Here is a 23,790-nt window from a genome sequence, read left to right on the forward strand (position 1 = left end):
ACGCAGGGTGATTGATGTGGAGACAGCGCGGCAGCGGCCCCGGGTCGAAGGCGGGCGCGAGGAGGAGATCCTCGACGCGACCGTCGCGGTGGTGGCCGAGCTCGGCTACGACCGGCTGACGATGGACGCGGTGGCGACCGCGGCGAAGGCCAGCAAGGCCACGCTGTACCGGCGCTGGTCCACCAAGGCCGAGCTGGTCGTGGACGCGATCAGCCGGGCCAAGGGCTGCCCGATGCCGGAGGACGTCGACACCGGCAGCCTGCGTGGCGACCTGATCTCGATGGCCTGCGGCGACGGCGGTTTCACCGACGAGCTGCCGATGTCCGTGGTGGCCGGCCTGCTGACCGCGCTGCACCGCGACGACGACCTGCAGAAGGCCTTCCGGGAGCGCTTCCTGGCGCCGCGGAACGCGCTGACCAGCAAGGTGTACGAGCGGGCCGTCGCGCGCGGCGAGATCGCACCCGAGGTGGACGTCGAGCTGCTGTCGGTGACGCTGCCCGCGGTGATCATCCACCACGCCTACATCCTCGGCGTCGAGCCGACCGACGAACTCATCCTCCGAGTGATCGACAACGTGATCATGCCTGCGGCGCGGGGGTCGCAGGCGAGCTGAACCGGTGAGGGGCCGGTTCGCGACCTAGACAGTCTGCCAAGAGGGGAAGTCTTTCTTATGTCCGAAGGAACCATCAACGCCGATCCGCCGGAAGGACGGCCGGTCGACACCGTGGCCGAGGCCCCGGCGCACGGCCACCGCAACCTCGGCATCGCGCTCGCACTGATCTGCATGGCGCAGCTGATGGTGGTGCTGGACGGCACGATCGTGAACATCGCGCTGCCGCACATCAAGGACGCGCTCGGCTTCAGCGACGCCTCGCTGCCGTGGGTGGTGAACGCGTACGCGCTGGCGTTCGGCGGTCTGCTGCTGCTCGGCGGCCGGATCGGCGACATCCTCGGTCGCCGCAAGGTGTTCGTGGTCGGCGTCGTGCTGTTCGGCCTGGCGTCGTTCGTCGGCGGTATCGCGCAGAGCGAGGGCGTGCTGCTGACCAGCCGCATCCTGCAGGGTGTCGCGGCCGCGATGGCCTCGCCGAACGCGCTGGCACTCATCACCACGACGTTCCCGGCCGGCAAGGAGCGCAACAGCGCGATGGGCGTGTACGCCGCGATGTCCGGCGCCGGTGCGGCCGTCGGCTTGATCCTCGGCGGTGCGCTGACCGAGGCGTCGTGGCGCTGGACGTTCTTCATCAACACGCCGATCGGCCTGCTGGTCGCGGTGCTGGCGTTCCGCTTCCTCGGTGAGTCGGAGCGGCAGACGGGCAAGTTCGACCTGGCCGGCGCGATCACCGGGACGGCGGGTCTCACCTCGCTCGTCTACGGCCTGACGCACGCGGCCACGAACGGCTGGGGCGACACCTGGACGCTGATCTTCATCTTCGCCGGCCTGGCGCTGATCGGCGCCTTCCTGGCGATCGAGGCCCGTTCGCGGCACGCGCTGATGCCGTTCCGGATCCTGGCCAACAAGACCCGTGGCGTGAGCTTCTTCGTGATGCTGATCGTCGGCGCGGCGATGTTCTCGATGTTCTACTTCCTGGGCATCTTCGTGCAGTCGATCATGGGCTACAGCGCGCTGAAGACCGGCGTCTCGTTCCTGCCGTTCAGTGTCGGCATCGTGGTCGCGGCGCAGGTCGCGTCGGCGCTGGTGGCGCGGATCGACCCGCGCTGGATCGTCGGTGCGGGTGGCGTGTTCGTCGCGGCCGGCATGTTCGGGTTCAGCCGGCTCGAGGTGGACTCGACGTACCTGACCCACCTGCTGCCGTACATCTTGGTGCTGTCGTTCGGGATGGGCCTGATCTTCGTGCCGCTGACGCTGACCGCGGTCAGCGGGGTCGCGGCGGAGGATTCGGGTGTCGGCTCCGCGGTACTGAACACCGTGCAGCAGATCGGTGGTGCGGTCGGCCTGGCGCTGCTCGGGACGATCTCCACGAACGCGATCAAGGACAAGTTCGCCGAGCTGGCCCCGGGCCTGCAGAAGGCGGCCGAGTCCGGGCAGTCGCCGGAGCAGATCAAGCAGCTGCAGGGGCAGTTCACGGCGCTGGCCACGACGCACGGGTTCACCCGCGCGTTCCTGTGGTCGTCGTTCCTGGCGCTCGGCGCGGGCCTGATCACGCTGATCGGCCTGTCGATCAAGCACAAGGACCTGGCCAACGACGGCCAGAGCCCGGTCCACATGGGCTGATGAATCTCGAAGGGCCCTGCTTCCCGGGAGGGGGGAAGCAGGGCCCTTCGTCTGTTGCCTTCCTGCGTCGTCAGAGCGGTTTGCGCATCACCAGTTCACGGCGTACGCCGTCGGCCATCAGGTCGCCGGGCTCATCGGTGTCGACGTACCCGTGGCGGAGGTAGAGGTTGTGCGCCGGGTCGTTGCCGGGGACAACGGAGAGCTCGAGGGCGGTGGCGCCGGTGCCGCGGGCCCAGTCCTCGACGGCCCGCATCAGCGCGTTGCCGACGCCCTTGCCGCGGCCTTCCGGTGCGACCCACATCGAGACCAGCTCGGCCTTGTCACCGTCGGGGAATCCTCCGGCCATTCCGGCCGGCGTACCGTCGATGCTCGCGATCACCTGGTAGGCGCCCGGCTCGGAGAGCCGCTGCCGCCAGCGGTCCTCGGGCGCGTCGGCCCAGTCCTCGTACCGCGAGCCGAACGCGAACGCGGCCTCCTGCAGCGCGGCCAGGCGGAGGTCGCGCCAGGCCTTCCAGTCGTCCGGGCCGATTGCTTGTACGTCGATCACGTCGTACAGGATGCAACCGGCCCGGCCTCGGAGACCAGTCAGTTTCGGGGCGGGAACTTCGAGGAGACCCAGTCGCGGACGCCGCCGAGGCCCTCGCCGAGGTCGCGGAGCAGCTTGGCCAGCGGGTCCTGGGACCGGCTGAACGCCTCGGAGTACGACTTGGCCGCGTTCTTCGCCTCCTGCGAGATCGACGCGTCGGCGTCCTCCTGACGCTTCGGGTAGTCGCCGGACACGATCGTCGTGTACTCGCCCTCGTCCACCCAGCGGCGCAGCTCGTGCGCCCGGATCACGGCCAGCGGGTGCGACTGCGCCTCGAGCAGCAGCAGCTTCAGCACGCTGTCGCGCAGGTCGCCGGCGCTCTCGTACTCCGTGCCCTGGGCAAGGAACGCCGTGGTGTCCAGTTCGCCCAGCTGGCCGCCGCTGGCGAGCTTCATCTGCACCCGGAGCGCGACCGCCGGGTCCTGGGTCGCGAGCAGCCCGGCCCGGTCGCCGGACAGCTCCGCCTTGCGGGACCACTCGTGCAGCGCGGCGATGATCGCGCGCAGGCCGAGCGCGCCGATCGGCATCCAGTTGAACGCGCCGGTGAGCCGCATCAGCCACATCAGCAGCGACTGGTACAGCGCGTGGCCGCTCTGCGCGTGGCCGAGCTCGTGCCCGAGGACGAACCGCAGCTCCTCCTCGTCGAGACCCTGGAGGAGCGCGCTGTTCACCACGATGAACGGCTTGTCCATACCGATCGTGACCGCGTTCCAGATCGGGCTGTTGGTCACGAACAACTCGGGCAGCTCACGGACGTCGAGGGTGCTCGCCGCCTCGGTGTACAGCCGGTTCACGGTCGGGAACTGCCGCTCGTCGACCCGGATCGCCGACCCGAGGTACTGCAGCCGGAAGGCGCGCTCGTTGATCAGCCCCGACATCTTCCGCAGTACGTAGTCGAACCCCTTCAGCTGCCGCAGCGCCACCAGCGCGCCGCGGTCCGCGGGGTGCTCCCACGCCCGCGAGCTGATGTCGGTCAACGTCACCCGCTGCCGCGTCGGCCGATCACTGTTCTCGCTCATCGTTCCCCCTGCCCGGTCGTCATGGATTCCGACAGTAGCTCGCTTTCGGGGTCCTGCGGGGATTGAGCGCCCACGCGACCAGCAGGCTCGGCAGCCACCCGACCGGAACCGCCCACCACCGGATGTACGTCGCCGTCGCGAACGTCGTACCCACCGACAGCCCCGTACCGCAGAACCAGTACCAGACCGCCCGCCACCGCCCGCCCCGGCGGTACCCCACCCACCCGAGCAGCAGCGTCGCCGGCAGCGCGAGCGCCACCGCCCCGAAGGCCAGCACGGCAAGGATCAGCGCGACGTCAGATGGCGAGAACTCGATCGGTCCGAGGGGGATCATGCCTCCGATCCTCCCGATCGGTGGCCCGGTCACCGAGCGTAGGAATACTCAAATCGGCCTCCACGACTTAGCCTGGCCCGCATGAGTGAGGTTGACGGGGTGTGCCGCGAGGTCGATCGCCGCGACGAGAAGGCCCGGGCCTGGGTGTCGGAGGCGATCCGGATCGTGGACGCCGACGCGAACCGGAGCGCGGACACGCACCTGCACGTGTTCCCGATGCCGGAAGGTACCGGTGTGGACCTGTACCTCAAGGACGAGTCCGTGCACCCGACCGGTTCGCTCAAGCACCGCCTGGCCCGGTCGCTGTTCCTGTACGCACTCTGCAACGGCTGGATCCACGAGGGCACCACGGTGATCGAGGCGTCCAGCGGCTCCACCGCGGTCAGCGAGGCGTACTTCGCGCGGCTGCTCGGCCTCCCGTTCGTCGCCGTGATGCCGCGCTCGACCAGCCCCGAGAAGGTCGAGCTGATCGAGTTCTACGGCGGCCGCTGCCACTTCGTCGAACGCTCCGGCCAGATCTACGGCGAGGCCAAGCGGCTCGCCGAGGAGACCGGCGGGCACTACATGGACCAGTTCACGTACGCCGAACGTGCGACCGACTGGCGCGGCAACAACAACATCGCCGAGTCGATCTTCGGGCAGCTCTCCCTGGAACAGCACCCGATCCCGACCTGGATCGTCGTCGGCGCCGGCACCGGTGGTACGTCGGCCACCATCGGCCGGTACGTCCGCTACCAGCGCCACGAGACCTCGGTCGCGGTCGTCGACCCCGAGAACTCCGCGTTCTTCCCGGCCTTCGAAGCCGGCGACCACGAGTTCTCCACCGGCCGCCCGTCCCGGATCGAAGGCATCGGCCGCCCCCGCGTCGAACCCTCCTTCGTCCTCGGCGTCGTCGACCGGATGATCTCCGTCCCCGACGCCGCCTCGATCGCCGCGATGCGCTTCTGCTCCCGCGTCACCGGCCGCCTGGTCGGCGGCTCCACCGGCACCAACCTCTGGGGCTCGTTGCGCCTGGCCGCCGAGATGCGCCGTACGGGCGCCCGCGGAAGCATCGTGACGCTGCTGTGCGACAGCGGCGAACGCTACGGCAACACCTACTACGACGACGCCTGGCTCCGCACCAGCGGCATCGACATCACCCCCTACGCCACCACCCTCGAAACCTTCGCCACCACCGGCCACTGGACCGAACCGGAGTAACTCGCGCCCACGGGCGAACGGGAGGTGCCGGCCGGGCAGGCCGGCTGCCGCCGGCGGGTGACGGCTTGGCTCGGGCCCGTAGGTGGAGCGGGAGGTGATGGCCGGGCGCGTGTGGCTTACCGCCGGGTGCCTCGGGCAAGTGGTGGGCTTTTGCGGCACCCTGTGCGGGTGGGTGCACGCCTGGCGGCCAGCCCCCACGCACCCTGCCCGAAGCGGGGACGAGCCCAGCGGGGCGGCGACCTTGTGCATCAAGTCCGCACGATCGGGGACTGCGCGTGCGGATCTGGTGCACAAAGACGTCGAGGGCTGGGCGCTGGGGCCGCCTCGACCTTCTACTTCAAGGCTTACGTGAGCGGCATTGGGGCTAGGGCACCAGGGCGAGTTTGCCGATTGTGGTGCGGGACTCCAGGGCGATGAGTGCCTCGGGGCCGTCGGGCAAGGGGTAGGTGGTTGGGGCCGTGGGGGTGAGGACTCCTGCGGCGATCAGGGCGAAGAGTTCGGTGAGGACTTCGCCGTACACGTGGGGTGTGTGCTGGATCAGGGCGCCGAGGTTCAGGCCGATCACATGGACCTGATGTTTGTAGACCAGGTCCCAGTTCGTGACGGGTGAGACGCCGGCGGCGAGGCCGTAGACGACTACTCGGCCGGTGACTGGCTTGGTTACCTCGAGGCTGGTTGTGAGGGTGGTTGACTCGAGGGAGAGGTCGACGCCGGCGGTCAGGTCGAGGATGTCGGTGGACAGGGTGGGGGAGCGCGAGTCCAGGACGTGGTCCGCGCCCAGGGAGCGGATGGCGTCGTGCTTTTCCGGGGAAGCCGTGGCGATGACCGTGGCCCCGTAGTGCTTGGCGATGCGGACGGCGGCTTGGCCGGTGGCGCCGGCGGCGGCTTGGACGAGGACGGTTTCGCCGGCTTTCAGGCCGCCCAGTGGGCGTAGGGCTGCGAGAGCGGTCGGCCAGTTGACGACCAACCCGAGCGCCTGCGCGTCCTCCCACCCGGGCGGCACGGGGAGCGCGGCGACGGCGGGCAGTACGGCGTACTCCGCGAACGCCCCTCCGCCGATACACACCCCGATCACGTGCATGCCAACCGCAAGCCCAACACCCGCCCCGGTGCCGGCGCCCGCCCCTCCGCCGACGCCTTCCGCAGCGCCGCCTTCGCCGAGGGTGACGATCTGCCCGGCGGCTTCGATTCCGGCGGTGTACGGCGGTTGTGGGCCGCCCGCGAACGTGCCGTAGGACTGTGAGATGTCGACGTAGTTCACCCCGGCGGCGGTGACCCGGACGAGTATCTCGCCCGGTCCGGGGCGGGGGACCGGCTCGTCGGTCAGCTTGAGATCCTGCGGTCCGTCCAGCGACGTCTGCACCAGCGCCTGCATCCCATACCCCTTTGTTGGTCGATCGACCAACAAAGCCTGGCATCGCCGGACCGAGGCGTCAAGATAAACTTGGTCGATCGACCAACAAACCTCGGAGGAGCGGATGGCGACCCGCGGCAGACCGCGTACGTTCGACCCGGACATCGCCCTGCGCCAGGCCCTCGACGTCTTCTGGGAACGCGGCTACGAGGGCACCTCGCTGAGCGACCTCGCCGAGGCGATGGGCATCCGGTCGGCCAGCATCTATGCGTACTTCGGCAGCAAGGAGGGCCTGTTCCGCCAGGTCATGAGCCTGTACGGCGCCACCGCCGGCGAGCCGCCCCGCCGGGCGCTCCGTGACGGCGCGACCGCCCGCGAGGCGATCCACGCCATGCTGCGAGCGACCGCGGACCAGATCACGCACCCCGAGCACCCGCACTACTGCATGCTGATCCTCGCTGCACCCACCGGCGCCGTCGAGAACCACGCCGTACGCCAATTCCTCGCTGACGGCCGCCACGGCATGTACGAGGAGATCCGCGAGCGCCTCGCCGACGACGTACCGCCGGCCCGGCTCGACGCGATCGCCCGCTACTACACGACCGTCGTTCAAGGCCTGTCCGTCCAGGCTCGCGACGGCGCCACCCGCGCCGAACTGGAGACCGTCATCACCTGCGCGATGGCCGCCTGGGACGCGCTGTGACGCGCATCCTCGTCACCGGCATGTCCGGCGCCGGCAAGACCACGGTCCTCGACGAACTCGCGCGCCGCGGCCACCACACCGTCGACACCGACTACGACGGCTGGACCCGCCCCGACGGCACCTGGGACGAGCCCCGGATGCACCGGTTGCTGACGGATCCCGACGTGATCGTCTCAGGCACCGTCGAGAACCAAGGCGCCTTCTACGGCCGCTTCCACCATGTCGTCCTGTTCACCGCGCCGCTCGAGATCCTGATCGACCGAGTACGCCGCCGCACCAACAACCCGTACGGCCGAACCTCCACAGAACAAGCCGAAATCGCCCAGTACGTCGAAACCGTCGAGCCCCTGCTCCGCCAGGGCGCAACCGTCGAACTCGACACCCGCCAACCGGTATCCACCCTCGCTGACACCATCGAGCGCCTGATCACCCAAGCGTCCTGAACCGCCCCGGGCTCTCGCCGTGCGCGCGCTTGAACGCGTGCGCGAACGCGAACTCGGACGTGTACCCGACCTGCCGCCCGACCGCCCCCACGGGCGCAGTGGTCGTCCGGAGGAGTTCCGAGGCGCGCGCCATCCGCCACCATGTCAGGTACGCGAGCGGCGGTTGCCCCGTCCTGCTGGTGAACCGCCGCGAGAACGCCGACCGCGACAGCCCAGCCTCAGCCGCGAGCGTTGCCACGGTCCACCCGACCTCCGGGTGGTCGTGGATCGCCTGCAGGGCTCGCGCGACGGGCGGATCGTGCAGGGCGGCCGCCCAACCGCTGGTCTCGGTGTCCAGGTGGCGGCGCAGTACGCCGAGAAGCACCAGGTCGAGGAGGGCAGGGAGTACGGCGTCGACGCCGGGCCGCTCCGTCTGTAGTTCGGTCCGCAAGAGTTCGAGGACCGACCGCAACCACCGCCCGCCTGACTCCGCGGGCAGGTGGATGACGTCCGGCAGCGCGCTCAGTGCGGGATGAACGCGCCGCCGGTCGACGGCGTACGCCCCGCAGATCAACGTGGTCCCGGGGCCGTTCACGGGCTCCGGCTGGAGCGACGTGAGCGGTGGCGACGTACGCCGGGTGGTCGTCGGCCCGTCGGCGATCCCGTGTGCCGCGCCGTGCGGGAAGAATGCGAGGTCGCCCGGGCCGAGCACGAGCGGCTCGCCGGACTCGGGGAACAGCCAGCAGGTCCCGCGGACCACTGCGTGGAATCCGACGGCCTCGCTCGCCGCGAAGGCCCGCCCGAACCGGCCGGGCAGCTGGACGTACGACGAGTGCGGCCTCCCGGTGCGCATCAGCCGGACCGCGTCTGACAGAACATCCATGCGTCCGATGCTAGGCAGGACGATCACGTATGCAGAAGGCACATTCAAGCATTCATCGTCGCAACAGTGGTTCTTAGGTTGAGAGCATGGATGAAGCGATCGCCGTGTACGGCGGCAACGGATACCAAGGCAAGCTCGTACTCGCGGAGTTGGTGGCGCGCGGGATCCGCCCGATTCCGGTCGGCCGGGACCGGGCGCGACTGAGCGCCGCGGCGCTGGCGGTCGGGCTCGACGACCCGGAGATCCGGGTCGCGGCGCTGGAGGATGAAGCGGCGCTCGTGGCGGCGTTCGAGGACGTGGAGGCGGTGATCAACTGCGCGGGTCCGTTCACCGGCACCGGGCGTCGCGTGATCCGGGCAGCGGCGGCCGCGAGGACGCCGTACGTCGACACGGCGGGCGAGCAGGAATACGTCAAGAGCGTGTTCGACACCTTCGCCGGCGCTCCGGTGAGTGTCGTGCCGGCGGCCAACGACGGCTGTGTGCCGGTCGATCTGCTCGCACACCTGATGGCCGGCGAGGTACGGCGTACCGACCGGATCGTGCTCACCCACGTGATCGCGGGCGGCGGCGGACCGTCGCGCGGGTCGCTCCGATCGGCTCTCGGAACGCTGGATTCCCTTGTTTCCGGCGGTTTCACCTACGTCGACGGCGAGTGGCGTACGGCGGTACCCGCGTCCGTGGAGCAGGTGACGCTACCGGGCCACGACCGGCCGACCGACGTCGTCCGGCTGCCGTTGTGCGAGGTGGTCACGATCCCCCGACATGTTGCCGTGGGCAACGTGGAAAGCGTTGTCGAGGCGGTCGTGGGTGAGCGCCTTCGGACGCCGATCCCGCCCGAACTGATCGAGACGTTGCCCGACGGCCCGAGCGCCGAGGCACGTGCCGGTCAGCGATTCACTTATGTCGTGGACGTCTGGCGTGCCGGCGAGATCGTCTCCCGAGGTGTGGTGGAGGGCGTCGACACGTACGGAACGACGGCGGTCATCGCGGTGGAGGCTGCGCGACGGCTCGGGGCCGGTGGTGCGCCACGTGGAGTGCTCGCGCCGGCGAATGCGTTTTCTGCGGCGGATTTCCTGAATTTCCTCGGCTCTGCGGGTCTTCGGTGGTCTATGCGTCCTTGAGGATCCACGCGAGGAGATCGCGGACGTCTTCAGCGCGTTCGGTGGGCGTGCTGTACGTCGTGGGGGTGCCGGGGGATTCGCGGATGGCGAGGGCTTCGCGGGCGAGCTTGTGCCAGCGGGGGTCGAGGGAGTCGATGACGTATCGGCCGGCGCCGCTCTTCGAGGTGAGGGTGCGGGTGGTGAGGAGGTGGTGCAGGCGGGGTGCGCCGAGGGTGACCCAGGCGACGTGGGCGTCGTTGCGGCCGGCGGTGGCCAGGTCGGCGGTCGCGATCCGGTCGGCGATGGCGCGCCAGTAGGTGTCGAGGTTGGTCCGGGTGTACGAGATCAGGTCGTCGAGGTTCGTGTAGACCGGCGGGAGTTCGCCGCGGACGATCACCGCGCGCTCGGCCAGTTCGTGCCAGGTGACGAGGTTGATGTCGCAGGTGCCCTCCGGGTCGAACGTGCCCTGGAAGAACACCGGGCGCGTCCCGAGGGTTGCCGGATCGGCGGCCAGATCGGCCGGCGTGCAGTGGAATCCGTCGAAGGTCAGGTCGGCCTTGGCCGCGTCGTGGATCTCCTGCAGGACGGCGTCTTCTGGAATTTCCTTCCAGACCGCGACGAAATCGACGTCACTCCCGGGGAAGAACTCGCCCCAGCAAATCGACCCGTGCAGGAACAGTCCGATCAGCCGGCCCGGGAGGCGGCGGTCCGCTTCGGTCAGGAAACGCCCGGTCAGGTCCGCGACCACACCCGGCAAGCTCATGCCGCCGAAGCCTACCCAAGCAGACCGGACAGCCGTGGTGACGGCGCCAGGTGGTCGGGTCGGGCGCGTGGGGAGAGTGGCTAGGTGGGCGGGCTGGTAGGTCGTGGTGACGGGGCCTGCGTGGGTGGGGCGGGTGGGGGTGGTGGTGGCTGGTTAAGGCAGGCGGTTTGTTATGTCGTCGGCAAGTTTGCCGAGTAGGCGGCCGAGTTCGGAGCGGTCGTGGGCCGGCCAGTCGGCGACGACGTCGCGGAACCAGCCGATGATCGTCGAGGTGTAGCGGTTCGCCGCCTCGGCGCCGGTCTCGGTGGCCTCGATCAGGCTGGCCCGGCGGTCGCTCGGGTCCGCGACGCGGCGGACCAGCCCGCGCTGCTCGAGCGCCTGCACCTGGCGGGTGACGTGCGGGCCGACGACCTGCATCCGGTCGGCGATCTCCCCGACCCGGAGCGGGCCGTCGGCCATCGCCAGCGTCAGCAGGATCGACATCGCCGGCCGGTCCAGCGTCAGCCCGGTCGCCTCGGTCGCGCGCTGCACGACCTGGCCGCGGCTGATCGCGGTACTCATCCGCATCAGTCGCGGCAGGAAGTCGAGCTCGTCCGCCACTTGATTACCTACCTTAGGTATGTATACCGTGAAGACAATTACCTACCTAAGGTATCTATTTCCGGAAGGGATCTCCACCATGACCACTGTGCTCATCTCGGGAGCCAGCATCGCCGGCCCCGCACTGGCCTACTGGCTCGACCGCTACGGGTTCGAAGTGACCGTGGTGGAGCGGTCGGACGCGGTTCGCGGCGGCGGGTATCCGATCGACATCCGCGGGACCGCGCGCGACGTGGTCGACCGGATGGGGCTGCTCCCGCAGCTGCGGAAGGCGCACGTCGGCACCCGGCGGATCTCGTTCGTCGACCCGGACGGTACGCCGATCGCGGCGCTGGAGCCCGAGACGCTGACCGGCGGCGACGACGGCCTGGACCTCGAGGTGCGGCGGGGAGATCTGGCCGACGCGCTCTACGCGCCGATCAGGGATCGCGTCGAGTTCCGGTTCGGTGACTCGATCGCACGCCTGGACGATCGCGGCGACCGGGTCGACGTGGAGTTCGAGAGCGGCACGGCGCGGAGCTTCGACCTGGTCGTCGGCGCCGACGGCCTGCACTCGAACACCCGGCGGCTCGTCTTCGGGCCGGAGGAGCAGTTCCACCGGTACATCGGGTACGCGTTCGCCGGGTTCACGATGCCCAACGATTTGGGGCTGTCGCACGAAGGCGTCGTCTGGAACGTGCCGGGTCGGGCTGCCGTGTTCTACGCGCAGGAGCCGGACCAGCCCGTGCACGGCTTCCTCACGTTCCGCCAGCAGGAACCGCCGTACAACGCTTTCCGAAACCCGGAAAACCAGCGCGAACTGGTTTCCGCCCAGTTTCCGGAGCGGAGCTGGCACGTCCCGCGGCTGGTGCAGGCGATGGGCGAGGCGGCCGACCTGTTCTTCGACGTGGTCAGCCAGATCCACATGCCGGCCTGGTCACGCGGACGAGTCGCGCTGGTCGGCGACGCGGCGTACGCGACGTCGTTCCTGTCCGGCCAGGGGTCGAGCGTGGCGTTGGTCGGTGCGTACGTGCTGGCCGGCGAGCTGGCGACGTACGCCGACCACGCCGAGGCGTTCACCGCCTACGAACAGCGGATCCGCGGTTTCGTCGAGCAGAACCAGGCCCTGGTCGACGCAGGCCGGGTCAGCCTGGCACCCGAGACCCAGGAACTCATCGACGCCCGCAATGCCGCGCTGAGGGCAGGAGCACCAGCTACGGCCGAAGGGCACGCCGCCGCTCACAGTGCGTTGGTGCTACCCACCTATCGCCGGCTGAGCGGGTCATGCGCTGAATGAAACGTCGGGACCGCGCCCCACTACTACATCACCGTCGTCCGGAGCCTCTGCGTGATGGCGAGGCGGACGGTGATTGTCAGGCAGAGGCAAGCCTGTGCTGTGCCGGCCAGGACCATCGAGGTGCGGGGGCCCAGGTGTTCGACGAGGGTGCCTACGAGGGGGCCGCCCACGGTGGTGCCGCCGTAGAAGGTCAGTACGTAGATGGCCATGATCCGGCCGCGCATCGTGGGTGGTGAGGCCAGTTGGACGGTGGAGTTGGCGGAGGCGTTGACCAGCATCGTCGTGGCGCCGATGGCGACCAGCGTCGCGCAGAACACGAGTTGTGTCGGGGCGGCCGCGGCCGTCACATAGAGCAGCGAGAGTATCGCGGCGAACAGCATCAAGATGCGTAGTCGTGTGCGTCCGAGCCGGGCCGAGAGCAGTGCGCCGAGCAGTGCGCCAGTCGCTACGACGGTGTTGAAGAGGCCGTAGCCGCCGGGGCCGTTGCGGAAGACGGTCCTGGCGTACGGCGCGAGTACGACAGGCAGATTCGCGGTGAAGATTCCGAAGGTGCTGACGAGAACAGTCGGCCAGAGGATGTCGGCCCGCCGGACCGCGTACCGGAATCCCGCACGCAGTGGAGCGCGCTGCGCAGGCGGGGTTCGTACGTCGTCGCCGCGCATCCTGGCCAGCGCCACGATGGGTACGACGTACGACGCCGCGGTGATGACGAACGACCAGCCGACGCCGGCCACGCCCATCAGGAGGCCGCTCAGTGCCGGGCCGACAAGCCCTGCGAGTTGTAGCGCCGCACTGTTGAGGCTGACCGCGTTGCGCAGCTGCCCCGGGCCGACGAGTTCGTGCACGAACGCCTGCCGTGCGGGTGTGCTGAGGGCAGCGGTAACTCCAGTGCCCAGGGCGATCAGCTGTACCTGCCACACCCGTACCGCGTGTGACAGGGTCAGTCCGGCCAGCAGCGCCGCGATAAGGGCGAATCCGACGTACGAGATCTGCACGATCCGGCGCATCGGCCAGCGGTCGGCGAGTGCTCCGCCGGCCACCGTCAGCAGGAGCGTAGGCAAGCTCTGCAGTGCGACGGTCAGTCCCACCGTGGCAGGGCTGCCGGTCAGGCTCAGCACGAGCCAGTCCTGCGCGATACGGAGCACCCATGAGCCTGTGCTCGAACTGACGCTCCCGGCCAGGTACAGCCGGAAGTCACGGCTCCGCAGTGAGCTGAACGTGGCCCTGCGTTGAGGGGACGCCAAGGCCCCCGTGCGGCTCATCGGGATCCCGTTGGCGAGAAGTCAGCTGCCCAGGGCGAGGCCCAGTCCGAGGCCGACGGCGTAGAGAAGTTCGGTGAGGCCGGTGTACTTCAGTACGGGGATCAGCGCCGGGCCGACCGCGTCGCTGAGGATCACCCGGGTGGACTTGATCGCCAGGGGGACGGCGATGAAGGCCAGCAGCGCCCACGGTGTCGCCACGGCCGAGACGGCGGCCAGCACGAACGCAAGGGCCGTCAGTGCGGCGTACAGGCGGCGGGAGTTGGCCGCTCCGAGGACCACGGCCAGCGTGCGCTTGCCGGTCACCGAGTCGGTCGGGATGTCGCGGAGGTTGTTGGCGACCAGCAGCGCGCAGGCGATCGAGCCGACCGACACCGCGCCCGCGACGGCCGTCCAGTGCAGCGTCTCGGCCTGGACGTACGTCGTACCGAGCACGGCGACGAGGCCGAAGAACAGGAAGACGCTGACCTCGCCGAGGGCGCGGTAGCCGTACGGCTTCTTGCCGCCCGTGTAGAACCACGCGCCGAGCAGTGACGCGGCACCGGCGACCAGCAGCCACCATGTGGTCGTGGCGCACAGCACGATGCCGAGCGCGGCGCCGACGCCGAAGCAGGTGAACGCGGCCGTCTTCACGGCGCCCGGAGTGGCGACCTTGGAGCCGACCAGGCGGAGCGGGCCGACGCGGTTCTCGTCGGTACCGCGGATCCCGTCGCTGTAGTCGTTGGCGTAGTTGACGCCGATCTGCAGCGCGAGCGCGACGCCGAGAGCCAGCAGCGCCTTCCACCAGACGAAGCCGTCCAGGAACGCGGCAGCGCCGGTTCCGACAAGCACGGGGGAGATCGCGGCGGGCAAGGTGCGGGGGCGGGCGCCTTCGATCCACTGGGCAGGGGTAGCCATGAGCGTCGATTCTGTCAGCCACACGGGCAACCGGACGCGGCGGCCCGGTTGTGTGGCTTGGTTGTGTGGCTCGGTCGGGTGGCCCGGGACTCCGACGTGCTGCGAGCCGACCGTGGGCCGTACGCTCGGTGTGACATGTCTACCTTGCGGCTGATTCCCGGTACGCCGGATGCGGTGTTGACGGCGCTGAGCGACGTACTCGAGGGGAGCGGTACGCCGTTCGCGCCCGTGCCGGAGGACGCGGTCGGGGCCGCGCGGGTGCACCAGGCGGCGGCGCCGGACGAGCCGCTCGAGGACGACTGCGCTGTGGTGCTGACCACGTCCGGCTCCTCGGGTGAGCCGAAGGGCGTGCTGCTCTCGCGGGACGCGCTGATCGCCTCCGCGGTCGCCACCCACGACCGGCTCGGCGGACCCGGGCAATGGCTGCTGCCGATGAAGCCGTACTTCGTCGGCGGCCTGCAGATCCTCACCCGCTCGCTGGTCGCCGGTACGACGCCGGTCCCGGTCGGCGACAGCTTCACCGCCGCGGCCGGCCGGCTCACCGGCGACCGCCGGTACACCGCGATGGTCCCGACGCAGCTGGCGCGGTACCTCGACACGGACCTGGAAGCGCTGCGGTCGTTCGACGCGATCATCATCGGCGGGGCCTCGACGCCGGAGCCGCTCAAACTGCGCGCGCGGGACGCCGGCGTGACCGCGATCCCGGCGTACGGGATGACCGAGACCGGCAGCGGCTGCGTGTACGCCGGAGTGCCGCTGGACGGTACGTCGATCGACCTGGACGACGGGCGGATCCTGATCAAGGGCAGCACGCTGTTCTCCGGGTACCGGCTGCGCCCGGAGCTGACCGCCGACGTACTGCGCGACGGCTGGTTCCGTACGCAGGACCGCGGTGAGCTGGTGGACGGACGGCTGCGGGTTGTCGGCCGGGTGGACGACGTGGTGATCTCCGGCGGCGTGAACGTGACCCTGACCACGGTGCAGGCGCGGTTGCTCGAACACCCCCGGGTGAAGGACGCCGTCGTGCTGGGAGCTCCTGACGCGGAGTGGGGGACCCGGGTGGTCGCCTTCGTCGTCGGCGAGCCTGCGCGGGACGAGGTCCGCGACTGGGTCAGCGAGACGCTACCGCGGACCTGGGCGCCGCGGGACGTCGTACAGCTTGAGGCGTTGCCGATGCTTGCTTCGGGCAAGGTCGACCGGCAGCGGCTGCTGGAGGGCCTGCGGTGATCACGTACTCGCTCGGGATGAAGAACAAGTTCCGCGGCATCACGGTGCGCGAGGGCATGCTGTACGAGGGCCCTGCGGGCTGGGCGGAGTGGAGCCCGTTCCTGGACTACGACGACGCCACGTGCGTCTCCTGGCTGCGTGCGGCGCGTGAAGCAGCCGAGGACGGGTGGCCGGCACCAGTACGCGACCAGGTCCCAGTCAACTGCACTGTGCCGGCGATAGGTCCCGAGAAGGCGGCGGCGATCGTCAGAGCATCGGGATGCGGTACGGCGAAGGTAAAGGTGGCTGAGCCGGGTCAGACCCTCGCTGACGACCTGGACCGTTTGGAAGCGGTACGGGATGCCATAGGCAACGGAAACGTCCGCATCGACGCCAACGGGCTGTGGTCGGTCGACCAGGCACTGCAGAGCCTCAAAGAGCTGCAGCGGTTCGAGTTGGAGTACGTCGAGCAGCCCTGCGCGACTGTGGAGGAGCTGGCGGAGGTCAGGCGGCGTACGGACGTGCCTGTTGCGGCTGACGAGTCCATCCGCCGGGCCGAGGACCCGCTGCGGGTCAAGGAGCTCGACGCGGCCGATATCGCCGTACTGAAGGTGCAGCCGATCGGTGGTGTTCGTGCGTGCCTGGACATCGCAGAACAGATCGGTCTGCCCGTTGTGGTGTCTTCCGCGCTGGAAACCTCAGTAGGTATCGCGGCCGGCATTGCGCTCGCAGCTGCGCTTCCTGAGCTGCCGTACGCGTGTGGGCTGGCCACGGTCTCGATGTTTACGCAAGAGGTCGTCGCAGAACCCTTGTTGCCTGTCAACGGGTTCCTGCCGGTCAAACGCGTCGCCCCGGATCCCCGGCTACTACAGGCCGCCCGTGCTGATGCTGAGCGGACCAGGGCGTGGGAAGAGCGCCTGTCCCGAGTAAGGAGTGCCGGATGAACCCGTCCACAGCGTTCGCGACTGTGGTGGTCGACGAGCTGATCCGCTGCGGTGTCCGCGAGGCCGTGGTGTCGCCTGGCTCCCGGAGCGCGCCCCTGGCGTTGGCACTGGCGGCAGCGGACCGGGACGGGCGGCTGCGCTTGCACGTGCGCATCGACGAACGTACTGCGGGCTTCCTGGCGATCGGGTTGATGCGCGGTACGGGTCTACCGGTGCCCGTTGTGACGACGTCGGGTACTGCGGTGGCCAATCTGCACCCCGCGGTGCTGGAGGCGTCGCACAGTGGACTCCCGCTGATCGTGCTGAGCGCCGACCGACCGCCTGCGTTGCGAGGCAGCGGGGCGAATCAGACGACTGACCAGCTGAAGGTGTTCGGGTCTGCGGTCCGGCAGTTCCACGAGATGGGTACGCCGGTGCGTGAGCTGGGGCAGGTCGCGTACTGGCGGTCGCAGGTCGCGCGGGCGGTGGCCAACGCAACAGGTGCTCGGTCTGCGGCTCCTGGGCCTGTGCAGCTGAACTGCCCGTTCAGTGAGCCGTTGGTGCCTACCGAGGGCCCCGACTGGCCTGAGCCGCTGACAGGTCGCAGTACTGGGCCATGGACGGCTGTGCACGCTGCGAATGCGCAACCTGCGGCAGTGTCTCCAGGGCCGAGGACCGTGGTGGTTGCCGGAGACGGGGCTTCACAGGCAGCGCGGTTGGCTGCGGAGGCAGGGCGGTGGCCGTTGTTCGCGGAACCGTCGAGTCGGGCGCGCACGGGGCCGTCGTTGATCTCGTTGTACCGGTTGCTGCTACAGGCAAGTGAACTGGCCGGGGAGATCGAGCGGGTGCTGGTGTTCGGGCACCCAACGCTGTCGCGGCCGATTTCGCAGTTGCTGGCACGGGCCGACGTACAGGTGATCGTGGTCTCGCCGACCGGGTTGTGGCCGGACCCGGCGCACCGGGCGGCATCGGTGGTGACCGGGCTGGAGGTCACCGCGCCCGATACGACCGACTGGCTCGCACGGTGGCAGGCTGCCGACCAGGCGGCCCGGCCGGAGGTCGACAAGCTGCTCGCGGACAGCCTGAGCGGCCCGCGGGTCGCCCAGCTCGTCGGCGAGGCGGTCGGTGCCGACGGCATGCTGGTCGTCGCCTCCTCGAACCCGGTCCGCGACCTCGACCTCGCCTCGGTCGTGCCGATCCGGACCATCGCCAACCGCGGCCTGGCCGGGATCGACGGCACGATCTCGACCGCCGTCGGCGCCGCGCTCGCGAACGCGGGCCCGACGTACGCGCTGATCGGGGACCTGGCGTTCCTGCACGACAGCAACGGCCTGGTGATCGGACCGGACGAGGCCCGCCCGGACCTGCGGATCGTCGTCGTCAACGACAACGGCGGCGGCATCTTCTCGACCCTCGAACAAGGCGACCCGAGTCACGCCGCGCACTTCGAGCGCGTCTTCGGTACGCCGCACGACGTGGACCTGTCCGCACTCTGCGCCGCCAGCGGTACGCCGTACACGCTGGTGCGGACGGCTGACGAGCTCAGCGCCGCTCTTGTGCCGACGGTGGCCGGGCTGGATGTGGTCGAGGTACGCATCGACCGTGCCGGCCACCGGCCGCTGAGCCGGTCGCTGGTGGACGTGCTCAAGCAGCTGTAACCGGGACCTTCCGCGCCGGCTGCAGCGTGCGGAGGTGGTTGAGCAGTGGCAGGGCGATCGCGATCACGAGAGCCGTCGTCGTCAGGATCGGGATCGTCGCACCGCGCAGCGACGAGTTGAGCGGTGCGGCGATCGTGAAGATCAGGCTGACCGCGGTGATGATCGTGGTCAACCGCCGGCCGGGCCGGGCGACGGCCAGGAACGGCAGGCACCAGAGGAAGTACCAGTCGTGCGCACTCGGCCCCAGGACGACAACCGCGAGCAGGGCGACTCCCACAGCCCGCGCTGCGTAGTGGATGGACGACCTGAGGCTCAGCCAGGCGATCAGGCTCAGTGCGGCGATCATGCCGATCAGCCTGACGATCTGTAGAGCCTGTGCGGCGGCAGTGTCCTCGCCCAACCAGCCGAGTACGCCGGACGCCGCCATACCGATCAGATTGGCGATAGAGAACGGGGAACGGACCAGCCCCGGTACGTCGAGAGCACCGAGCCAGCCGGAGCCCACACCGGTCAGAGCGCCGATGGTGACGAGTGTCAGCACCGAGACGGCGCCTGCGATCACCAGGCTGGCGAAACGGTGCAGCCGGCCTGCCAGCGGGCTCATGACCGCAGCGATGGCTATTGCGACCAGCCCGCCCGGGAGCTTTACCGCGGCAGCAACACCTGCCAGTACGGCCGCCGTACCCCAACGACCCGTCAGTGCGAGTGCGAACGCGCTACAGGCGAGTCCCAGCATCAGGATGTCGTTGTGGGCGGCGCCGATGCCGTGGGTGATCAGCATGGGATTCAGGACGACCAGCCAGGTGGCAAAGGCCGCGTCGACGCGGCAGGCGGTCGCAAGGCGCGGTACGGCCCAGGCGATGAGGACTATGCCGAGTACGGCGAGCAGGCGGTGCGCCAGCATCAGTAGGTACGGGTTCATGCTCAGGTGGGCGACCAGGCCGCCGTACGCGAGTGGAAGGGGACCGTACGGTGCGGGGGTCTGCATCCACATCGGGTCGACGGCCTCGACGATGTGGCCGGACAGTACGCCGGGTCCTACGTCGTACGGGTTGTAACCCTTCGCTACCAGCGCGCCCTGGGCCGCGTAGCTCCAGGCGTCCCGGCTGAACAGCGGCGGCGCCAGCAGCAGCGGGACGCTCCAGTACGCCGTCATCCGAAGCAGATGGAGCCGTTCGCCGGCCATCACCCGCCGGCCGGCGGACAGCCAGGCCCAGGCCATCAGCCCGAGCCCGGCGACCATGAACGTCAACCCGACCATTCGCCCGGCCAGCGAGTCCCGCAGCGGGAACGAGGCCACCCAGGACGACTGCGGCACCACCGACGTCACCAGACTGGCGACAGCGACGACGACCGCCCCGACGACCCCACGGACCATCGGCGAGCGCATGGCGGCACCGTAGCGCCGCCATGCAACCGCCTGATGAACGCTAGGCAGATTCCTTCCGGAAGGTTCTTGCGCCGACAGCTAGTCCGATGATCGTCAGCAGGACGACCCAGAACAGGCCCCACAGGGACGCCGAGCTCGTGATGTCGCCGCGGAACAGGGCGCGGACGCCGTTGACCACGTGCTTCAGCGGGCTGATGTCGGACAGCCGCTGCAGCCACTTCGGGCCGATCTGCATCGGCAGCAGGATGCCGGACAGCAGCAGGAGCGGCATGGCGATCCCGTTCAGCAGTGGGGCGAGCGCGTCCTCGCTCTTGGTGATGAGCGCGACGGAGTACGACAGTGAGGCGAACGTGGCGCCGAGCAGCGCGACGATCACCAGCGACAGCAGGACGCCGCCCCACGGCGCACGCAGGCCGAGGGGGAGTGCGGCGAGCAGCAGCAGGACCGACTGCACGACCAGTACGACGACGTCGCGCAGCACCCGCCCGGCCATCAGCGCGATCCGCGACGCCGGGGTGACCCGGTCCGCCTCGATCACGCCGGCCCGGTACTCCGCGATCAGGCCGAAGCCGACGAACATCGCGCCGAACATGCCGAGCTGCACGATCAGGCCGGGGATGAACACCTGGTACGCGTTCGTCGTGTGCCCCTGGCTGATCTGCGCGGTGATCGGCTTCAGCAGCGGGCCGAACAGGAACAGGTACATCAACGGCTGGCTGAGCATCAGGATCGACCACATCGGGTTCCGCAGCGACATCCGCATCGCCCGGTGGAACACGATCCACGTCTCGCGGAGGACGGTCATGCTGCGGTCTCCTTGTCTTCCTCGGGCTTGGTGTCCTCGTCGCGGAGGGATCGGCCGGTCATGGTCAGGAACACGTCGTCGAGCGTCGGGCGGTGCACCTCGACGCCGTGCAGTTCGATGCCCTGGGCATCGATCGAGCGGAGCAGCCCGGGCAGCACCGAGCCGCCGCGCGGGATCCGGAACCCGACCACGTCGTCCTCGGCCCCGACCTCGACGGCACCGTCGAGCTCGCGGACGATCTTCATCACCGCCGGCGCCTGCGCGGCGTCCGCGATGCTCAGCCGGACCGCGTCGCCGGAGACCTGCTGCTTCAGGTTGTCCGGCGTACCGGAGGCGACGATCCGGCCGTGGTCGATGACCAGGATCCGGTCGCAGAGTGCGTCCGCCTCGTCCAGGTAGTGCGTGGTCAGGAAGATCGTCGCGCCGCGGTCCCGCAGGCCGCGGATGTGCTCCCAGAGGTTCGCCCGCGCCTGTGGGTCGAGGCCGGTGGTCGGCTCGTCCAGGAAGATCAGCTTCGGGTCGTGGATCAGGCCCATCACGATGTCCAGCCGGCGCCGCTGGCCGCCGGACAGCGTCTTGCACTGCCGCCGCCACAGCCCCGGCAGGTCGAGCTCCTCGAACAGCCGCTGCCCGTCCGCGGTGGCCTTCGCCTTCGGTACGCCGTACAGCCGGGCGTGGTCGACCACCTCGTCGCCGGCCACCGCCTCGGGCAGCGTGGAGCCGCTCTGCGGGACGTACCCGATCCCTCGCCGTACCCCGACCGGGTCCTTCGCGAGGTCGTAGCCGACCACCGTCGCGGTCCCGCTGGTCGGCTTGATCAGCGTCGCCAGCATCCGCATCGTCGTGGTCTTGCCGGCCCCGTTGGGCCCGAGAAAGCCGACGATCTCCCCGTCGGCCACCTCCAGATCAACTCCTTGGACGGCCTGGACCGCCCCCCGCTTGGTCTTGAACGTCCGCACCAGCCCGCGCGCTTCGATCATCATGCGAGCCAGTGTCGGTGATCAACATTGACTAGTCAATGTTGATTATCAGAATGAACGGCGGGATCAGGTGGCCCGTGGGGGCGGATCCGGGATCTCGCCCCAGTGCGTCACCATGCCCGGGTACGGCGCCCAGTCGGCGGGCTCGCCGGCGAACGCGTAGGCGCCGTCGCGGATCCGGTCCAGGAACTCCCGGGTCCACTGCAGCTCACCGTTGTCGCGGGCGGTGGTGATCCGGAACATCTCGACCACGTGGTTCGGCGTACCGGGATCCTCGAGGATCGCGCGTTCGGAGAACGGCTCGGACTTCAGCCACGACTCCAGCTGGCTGATCCGCGCCTCCAGCGCCGCGATCACCTCGTCGCGATGCAGCGACCACATGAAGCTGATCGTGGCCTGCATCTTGTCCGGGTGGAACCCGTCGACGGTCCACAGCATGCCGCGCAGCAGCGAGAAGTACTCCGTCTCGCCGTCCGCGGTGAGCTTGTACGACGTGCGTCCGGGCCGGTGCGCGCCGTCCTGCTCGATCTCCTGCAGGTACCCGTGCTTGGCGAGCGTCCGGAGGCCGGTGTAGATCGAGCCGGGGTTGATGTTCGCCCAGTCCTGCACGTTCCAGGTCAGCAGCTCGCGGCGCAGCTGGTACCCGTAGGCCGGCTGGAAGATCCGCACGACGCCGAGCAGCAACAACCGGGTGGTGGACATGTTCGCAGTGTAATTCCGGGCGACCGTGCGGGCCGGAAGGCGTACGCTCCGCTGCATGGATGTCCGGGTGACGAGCGATCCGCAGGCTTTCGAGCAGGCCGTCTTCCCTTTCCTGCAACAGGATCCGGTGCTGCACACGATCATCATGAGCAACGTCCACGAGCGCGCGAGCGGTACGGCGCAGTCCGAGGACGAGCCGTCGTACTTCGTGTCCGTGCACGCCCCGGACGTCGTCGGCGTCGCGATGCGGACGCCGGGGCGCGGGGTGTACGTCGGTGCGCTACGCGAGGACCTCGCGGAGCCGATCGCCGACGCGTATGCCGACGTTCTACCGCGGTTGCAGGGTGTCGCGGGTGACCGGCCGGCGGCGCACCGGTTCGGACGGCGCTGGTGCGAGCTTCGCGGCGGCGCGGCGACCGAGACGCGCGGCACCCGGCTGCACAAGCTGGTCGAGCTCACGCCGCTCACGGCGGAAGGTGGCCCGCGCCCGATGCGGGCCGACGACCTCGACCTGGTCGCCGCCTGGGGCGAGGGCTTCGCCGCCGAGATCGCCGACCAGGTCGGGACCGACAACCACGAGTGGGCCGAGCGGCGGCTCGCGGAGCACACGCTGTGGATCTGGGAGGCGAACGGCGAACCGGTCAGCATGGCCGGCCACCGCCTGCCGCTGTACGGCGTCTGCCGCGTGGGTCCGGTCTACACCCCACCGGAGCACCGCCGGCACGGCTACGCCGGCGCCCTCACCAGCCACGTCACCGCCAACATCCTTGCCGCCGGCAACCAGGCCTGCCTCTACACGGACCTGGCCAACCCGACGTCCAACAAGATCTACCACCAGGCGGGCTACCGCCCGGTGGCAGATTTCGTCGACGTCGAGTTCAGCTGATCTCGGTCGACTCGCCCGGGGCGAGGCCGAGGTAGGGGCGTTCGTCGGTGTTGAGGAACCGGGAGAACATGCTCAGGCCGATCGGGCTGAGCAGGCCGTCGTGGATGCCGACGAGCTGCTGCGACTTCACCGTGCGGGCGTAGTCGACAGCCGGCGGCAGGGCGAACCACGGGCCGGAGATCGGCACCAGGTTCGTGTGGACGGCACGGTCGGGCTGGGTGAACGAGTCGCCCGGGTGGTAGACGGCGTCGTCGATCAGGAAGCCGACGTTCTCGCACGGCACGCCCCACTCGGGCAGGATCACCGCGTGGTCCTTGCCGTAGGCACTGACCGAGAACCCGGCCGCCTCGAACGACTGTCCGTCCGCGACCACGTGCACCCGGTCGCCCAGCGCGGTCAGCTGTGCCGCGACCCCCGCGTTCGTGTAGACCGGTACGTCGAGCGCGGCGACCCGGTCGACGTCCAGGTGGTCCTGGTGCTCGTGCGTGACCAGGATCGCGTCGGCCTTCTCGAAGACGGCGTCCTCACTGAACGACCCCGGGTCGACCAGCAGCGTCTTGCCGTCCTTCTCCAGGCGGACACAGGCGTGTGCGAACTTGGTGAGCTTCAAC

General features: G+C 69.5%; 25 protein-coding genes. 11 read left to right on the forward strand and 14 right to left on the reverse strand.

The annotated features are described in order from the left end of the window. Positions 1-16 precede the first annotated feature (16 nt). Together AB0M51_RS20320 and AB0M51_RS20325 are read left to right on the forward strand one after the other, a co-directional pair. A complete protein-coding gene (locus tag AB0M51_RS20320; protein ID WP_344197688.1) occupies positions 17-613 on the forward strand; it encodes a TetR-like C-terminal domain-containing protein in 597 nt (198 codons plus the stop codon). Positions 614-670: 57 nt separating this feature from the next. Further along, positions 671-2,233: an MFS transporter gene (locus AB0M51_RS20325; RefSeq protein ID WP_344197690.1), complete on the forward strand. Its 1,563-nt coding sequence runs from the start codon at positions 671-673 to the stop codon at positions 2,231-2,233. A gap of 70 nt (positions 2,234-2,303) precedes the next feature. Here the strand turns inward: AB0M51_RS20325 and AB0M51_RS20330 are convergent, their stop codons facing one another. The 3 genes from AB0M51_RS20330 to AB0M51_RS20340 are packed head-to-tail and all read right to left on the reverse strand — an operon-like array spanning position 2,304 to position 4,172. Next, positions 2,304-2,780, reverse strand: a complete 477-nt coding sequence (locus tag AB0M51_RS20330; protein ID WP_344197692.1) for a GNAT family N-acetyltransferase — start codon at positions 2,778-2,780, stop codon at positions 2,304-2,306. A 38-nt stretch (positions 2,781-2,818) separates the two neighbouring features. Further along, positions 2,819-3,838, reverse strand: a complete 1,020-nt coding sequence (locus AB0M51_RS20335) for a M48 family metallopeptidase (RefSeq protein ID WP_344197694.1) — start codon at positions 3,836-3,838, stop codon at positions 2,819-2,821. A 19-nt stretch (positions 3,839-3,857) separates the two neighbouring features. Next, a complete protein-coding gene (locus AB0M51_RS20340; RefSeq protein WP_344197696.1) occupies positions 3,858-4,172 on the reverse strand; it encodes a hypothetical protein in 315 nt (104 codons plus the stop codon). 81 nt (positions 4,173-4,253) lie between these two features. On the opposite strand from AB0M51_RS20340, the gene AB0M51_RS20345 reads away from it, so the two are divergent. Further along, a complete protein-coding gene (locus AB0M51_RS20345) occupies positions 4,254-5,372 on the forward strand; it encodes a PLP-dependent cysteine synthase family protein (protein ID WP_344197698.1) in 1,119 nt (372 codons plus the stop codon). Positions 5,373-5,736: 364 nt separating this feature from the next. Here the strand turns inward: AB0M51_RS20345 and AB0M51_RS20350 are convergent, their stop codons facing one another. Next, on the reverse strand, positions 5,737-6,747 hold the full coding sequence (locus AB0M51_RS20350; RefSeq protein ID WP_344197700.1) for a zinc-binding dehydrogenase: 1,011 nt from the start codon (positions 6,745-6,747) through the stop codon (positions 5,737-5,739). A gap of 103 nt (positions 6,748-6,850) precedes the next feature. Here AB0M51_RS20350 and AB0M51_RS20355 point away from each other — a divergent pair, with 103 nt between their 5' ends. Together AB0M51_RS20355 and AB0M51_RS20360 are read left to right on the forward strand one after the other, a co-directional pair. After that, positions 6,851-7,429 carry a helix-turn-helix domain-containing protein gene (locus AB0M51_RS20355; protein ID WP_344197703.1) on the forward strand — a complete coding sequence of 193 codons (579 nt, stop codon included), beginning with the start codon at positions 6,851-6,853 and terminating at the stop codon, positions 7,427-7,429. Next, a complete protein-coding gene (locus AB0M51_RS20360) occupies positions 7,426-7,872 on the forward strand; it encodes an AAA family ATPase (RefSeq protein WP_344197705.1) in 447 nt (148 codons plus the stop codon). The genes AB0M51_RS20355 and AB0M51_RS20360 overlap by 4 nt, the downstream gene beginning before the upstream one ends. Here AB0M51_RS20360 and AB0M51_RS20365 read toward each other — a convergent pair. Beyond that, positions 7,856-8,734 carry an AraC family transcriptional regulator gene (locus AB0M51_RS20365; protein WP_344197707.1) on the reverse strand — a complete coding sequence of 293 codons (879 nt, stop codon included), beginning with the start codon at positions 8,732-8,734 and terminating at the stop codon, positions 7,856-7,858. The two genes, AB0M51_RS20360 and AB0M51_RS20365, sit on opposite strands and share 17 nt — an antisense overlap. Before the next feature lie 86 nt (positions 8,735-8,820). On the opposite strand from AB0M51_RS20365, the gene AB0M51_RS20370 reads away from it, so the two are divergent. Next, entirely contained in the window at positions 8,821-9,855 is a 1,035-nt protein-coding gene (locus AB0M51_RS20370) for a saccharopine dehydrogenase NADP-binding domain-containing protein (protein ID WP_344197709.1), read from the forward strand. On the opposite strand, the gene AB0M51_RS20375 is transcribed toward AB0M51_RS20370, so the two are convergent. After that, positions 9,842-10,597 (reverse strand): hypothetical protein, encoded by a 756-nt coding sequence (locus AB0M51_RS20375; protein ID WP_344197710.1) that lies wholly within the window; start codon positions 10,595-10,597, stop codon positions 9,842-9,844. The two genes, AB0M51_RS20370 and AB0M51_RS20375, sit on opposite strands and share 14 nt — an antisense overlap. A gap of 153 nt (positions 10,598-10,750) precedes the next feature. Further along, a complete protein-coding gene (locus AB0M51_RS20380; protein WP_344197711.1) occupies positions 10,751-11,197 on the reverse strand; it encodes a MarR family transcriptional regulator in 447 nt (148 codons plus the stop codon). 79 nt (positions 11,198-11,276) lie between these two features. On the opposite strand from AB0M51_RS20380, the gene AB0M51_RS20385 reads away from it, so the two are divergent. After that, entirely contained in the window at positions 11,277-12,473 is a 1,197-nt protein-coding gene (locus AB0M51_RS20385; protein WP_344197713.1) for an FAD-dependent monooxygenase, read from the forward strand. A 23-nt stretch (positions 12,474-12,496) separates the two neighbouring features. On the opposite strand, the gene AB0M51_RS20390 is transcribed toward AB0M51_RS20385, so the two are convergent. Further along, positions 12,497-13,735, reverse strand: coding sequence for an MFS transporter (locus tag AB0M51_RS20390; RefSeq protein WP_344197715.1), 1,239 nt, complete (start codon positions 13,733-13,735; stop codon positions 12,497-12,499). A 21-nt stretch (positions 13,736-13,756) separates the two neighbouring features. Beyond that, positions 13,757-14,629 (reverse strand): 1,4-dihydroxy-2-naphthoate polyprenyltransferase, encoded by an 873-nt coding sequence (locus AB0M51_RS20395; RefSeq protein ID WP_344197717.1) that lies wholly within the window; start codon positions 14,627-14,629, stop codon positions 13,757-13,759. Between the two features lie 135 nt (positions 14,630-14,764). Here AB0M51_RS20395 and menE point away from each other — a divergent pair, with 135 nt between their 5' ends. The 3 genes from menE to menD are packed head-to-tail and all read left to right on the forward strand — an operon-like array spanning position 14,765 to position 18,416. Further along, positions 14,765-15,856, forward strand: a complete 1,092-nt coding sequence (gene menE, locus AB0M51_RS20400; protein ID WP_344197719.1) for an o-succinylbenzoate--CoA ligase — start codon at positions 14,765-14,767, stop codon at positions 15,854-15,856. Further along, positions 15,853-16,779 (forward strand): o-succinylbenzoate synthase, encoded by a 927-nt coding sequence (locus AB0M51_RS20405; protein ID WP_344197721.1) that lies wholly within the window; start codon positions 15,853-15,855, stop codon positions 16,777-16,779. The genes menE and AB0M51_RS20405 overlap by 4 nt, the downstream gene beginning before the upstream one ends. Continuing rightward, positions 16,776-18,416, forward strand: a complete 1,641-nt coding sequence (gene menD / locus AB0M51_RS20410; RefSeq protein WP_344197723.1) for a 2-succinyl-5-enolpyruvyl-6-hydroxy-3-cyclohexene-1-carboxylic-acid synthase — start codon at positions 16,776-16,778, stop codon at positions 18,414-18,416. The genes AB0M51_RS20405 and menD overlap by 4 nt, the downstream gene beginning before the upstream one ends. Here menD and mptB read toward each other — a convergent pair. From mptB to AB0M51_RS20430, 4 genes are all read right to left on the reverse strand, one after another. After that, on the reverse strand, positions 18,403-19,806 hold the full coding sequence (mptB, locus tag AB0M51_RS20415) for a polyprenol phosphomannose-dependent alpha 1,6 mannosyltransferase MptB (RefSeq protein ID WP_344197725.1): 1,404 nt from the start codon (positions 19,804-19,806) through the stop codon (positions 18,403-18,405). The two genes, menD and mptB, sit on opposite strands and share 14 nt — an antisense overlap. 40 nt (positions 19,807-19,846) lie before the next feature. After that, positions 19,847-20,611 carry an ABC transporter permease gene (locus AB0M51_RS20420; RefSeq protein ID WP_344197727.1) on the reverse strand — a complete coding sequence of 255 codons (765 nt, stop codon included), beginning with the start codon at positions 20,609-20,611 and terminating at the stop codon, positions 19,847-19,849. Next, entirely contained in the window at positions 20,608-21,594 is a 987-nt protein-coding gene (locus tag AB0M51_RS20425; protein ID WP_344197729.1) for an ATP-binding cassette domain-containing protein, read from the reverse strand. The genes AB0M51_RS20420 and AB0M51_RS20425 overlap by 4 nt, the downstream gene beginning before the upstream one ends. A 63-nt stretch (positions 21,595-21,657) precedes the next feature. Further along, positions 21,658-22,293, reverse strand: coding sequence for a PadR family transcriptional regulator (locus AB0M51_RS20430; protein WP_344197731.1), 636 nt, complete (start codon positions 22,291-22,293; stop codon positions 21,658-21,660). Between the two features lie 55 nt (positions 22,294-22,348). On the opposite strand from AB0M51_RS20430, the gene AB0M51_RS20435 reads away from it, so the two are divergent. After that, positions 22,349-23,179 (forward strand): GNAT family N-acetyltransferase, encoded by an 831-nt coding sequence (locus AB0M51_RS20435; protein WP_344197733.1) that lies wholly within the window; start codon positions 22,349-22,351, stop codon positions 23,177-23,179. Here AB0M51_RS20435 and AB0M51_RS20440 read toward each other — a convergent pair. Beyond that, positions 23,172-23,789, reverse strand: coding sequence for an MBL fold metallo-hydrolase (locus AB0M51_RS20440; protein WP_344197736.1), 618 nt, complete (start codon positions 23,787-23,789; stop codon positions 23,172-23,174). The two genes, AB0M51_RS20435 and AB0M51_RS20440, sit on opposite strands and share 8 nt — an antisense overlap. Position 23,790: the final 1 nt, after the last annotated feature.

The organism is Kribbella sp. NPDC051137 (genome assembly GCF_040682535.1).
Classification (GTDB): domain Bacteria; phylum Actinomycetota; class Actinomycetes; order Propionibacteriales; family Kribbellaceae; genus Kribbella; species Kribbella karoonensis.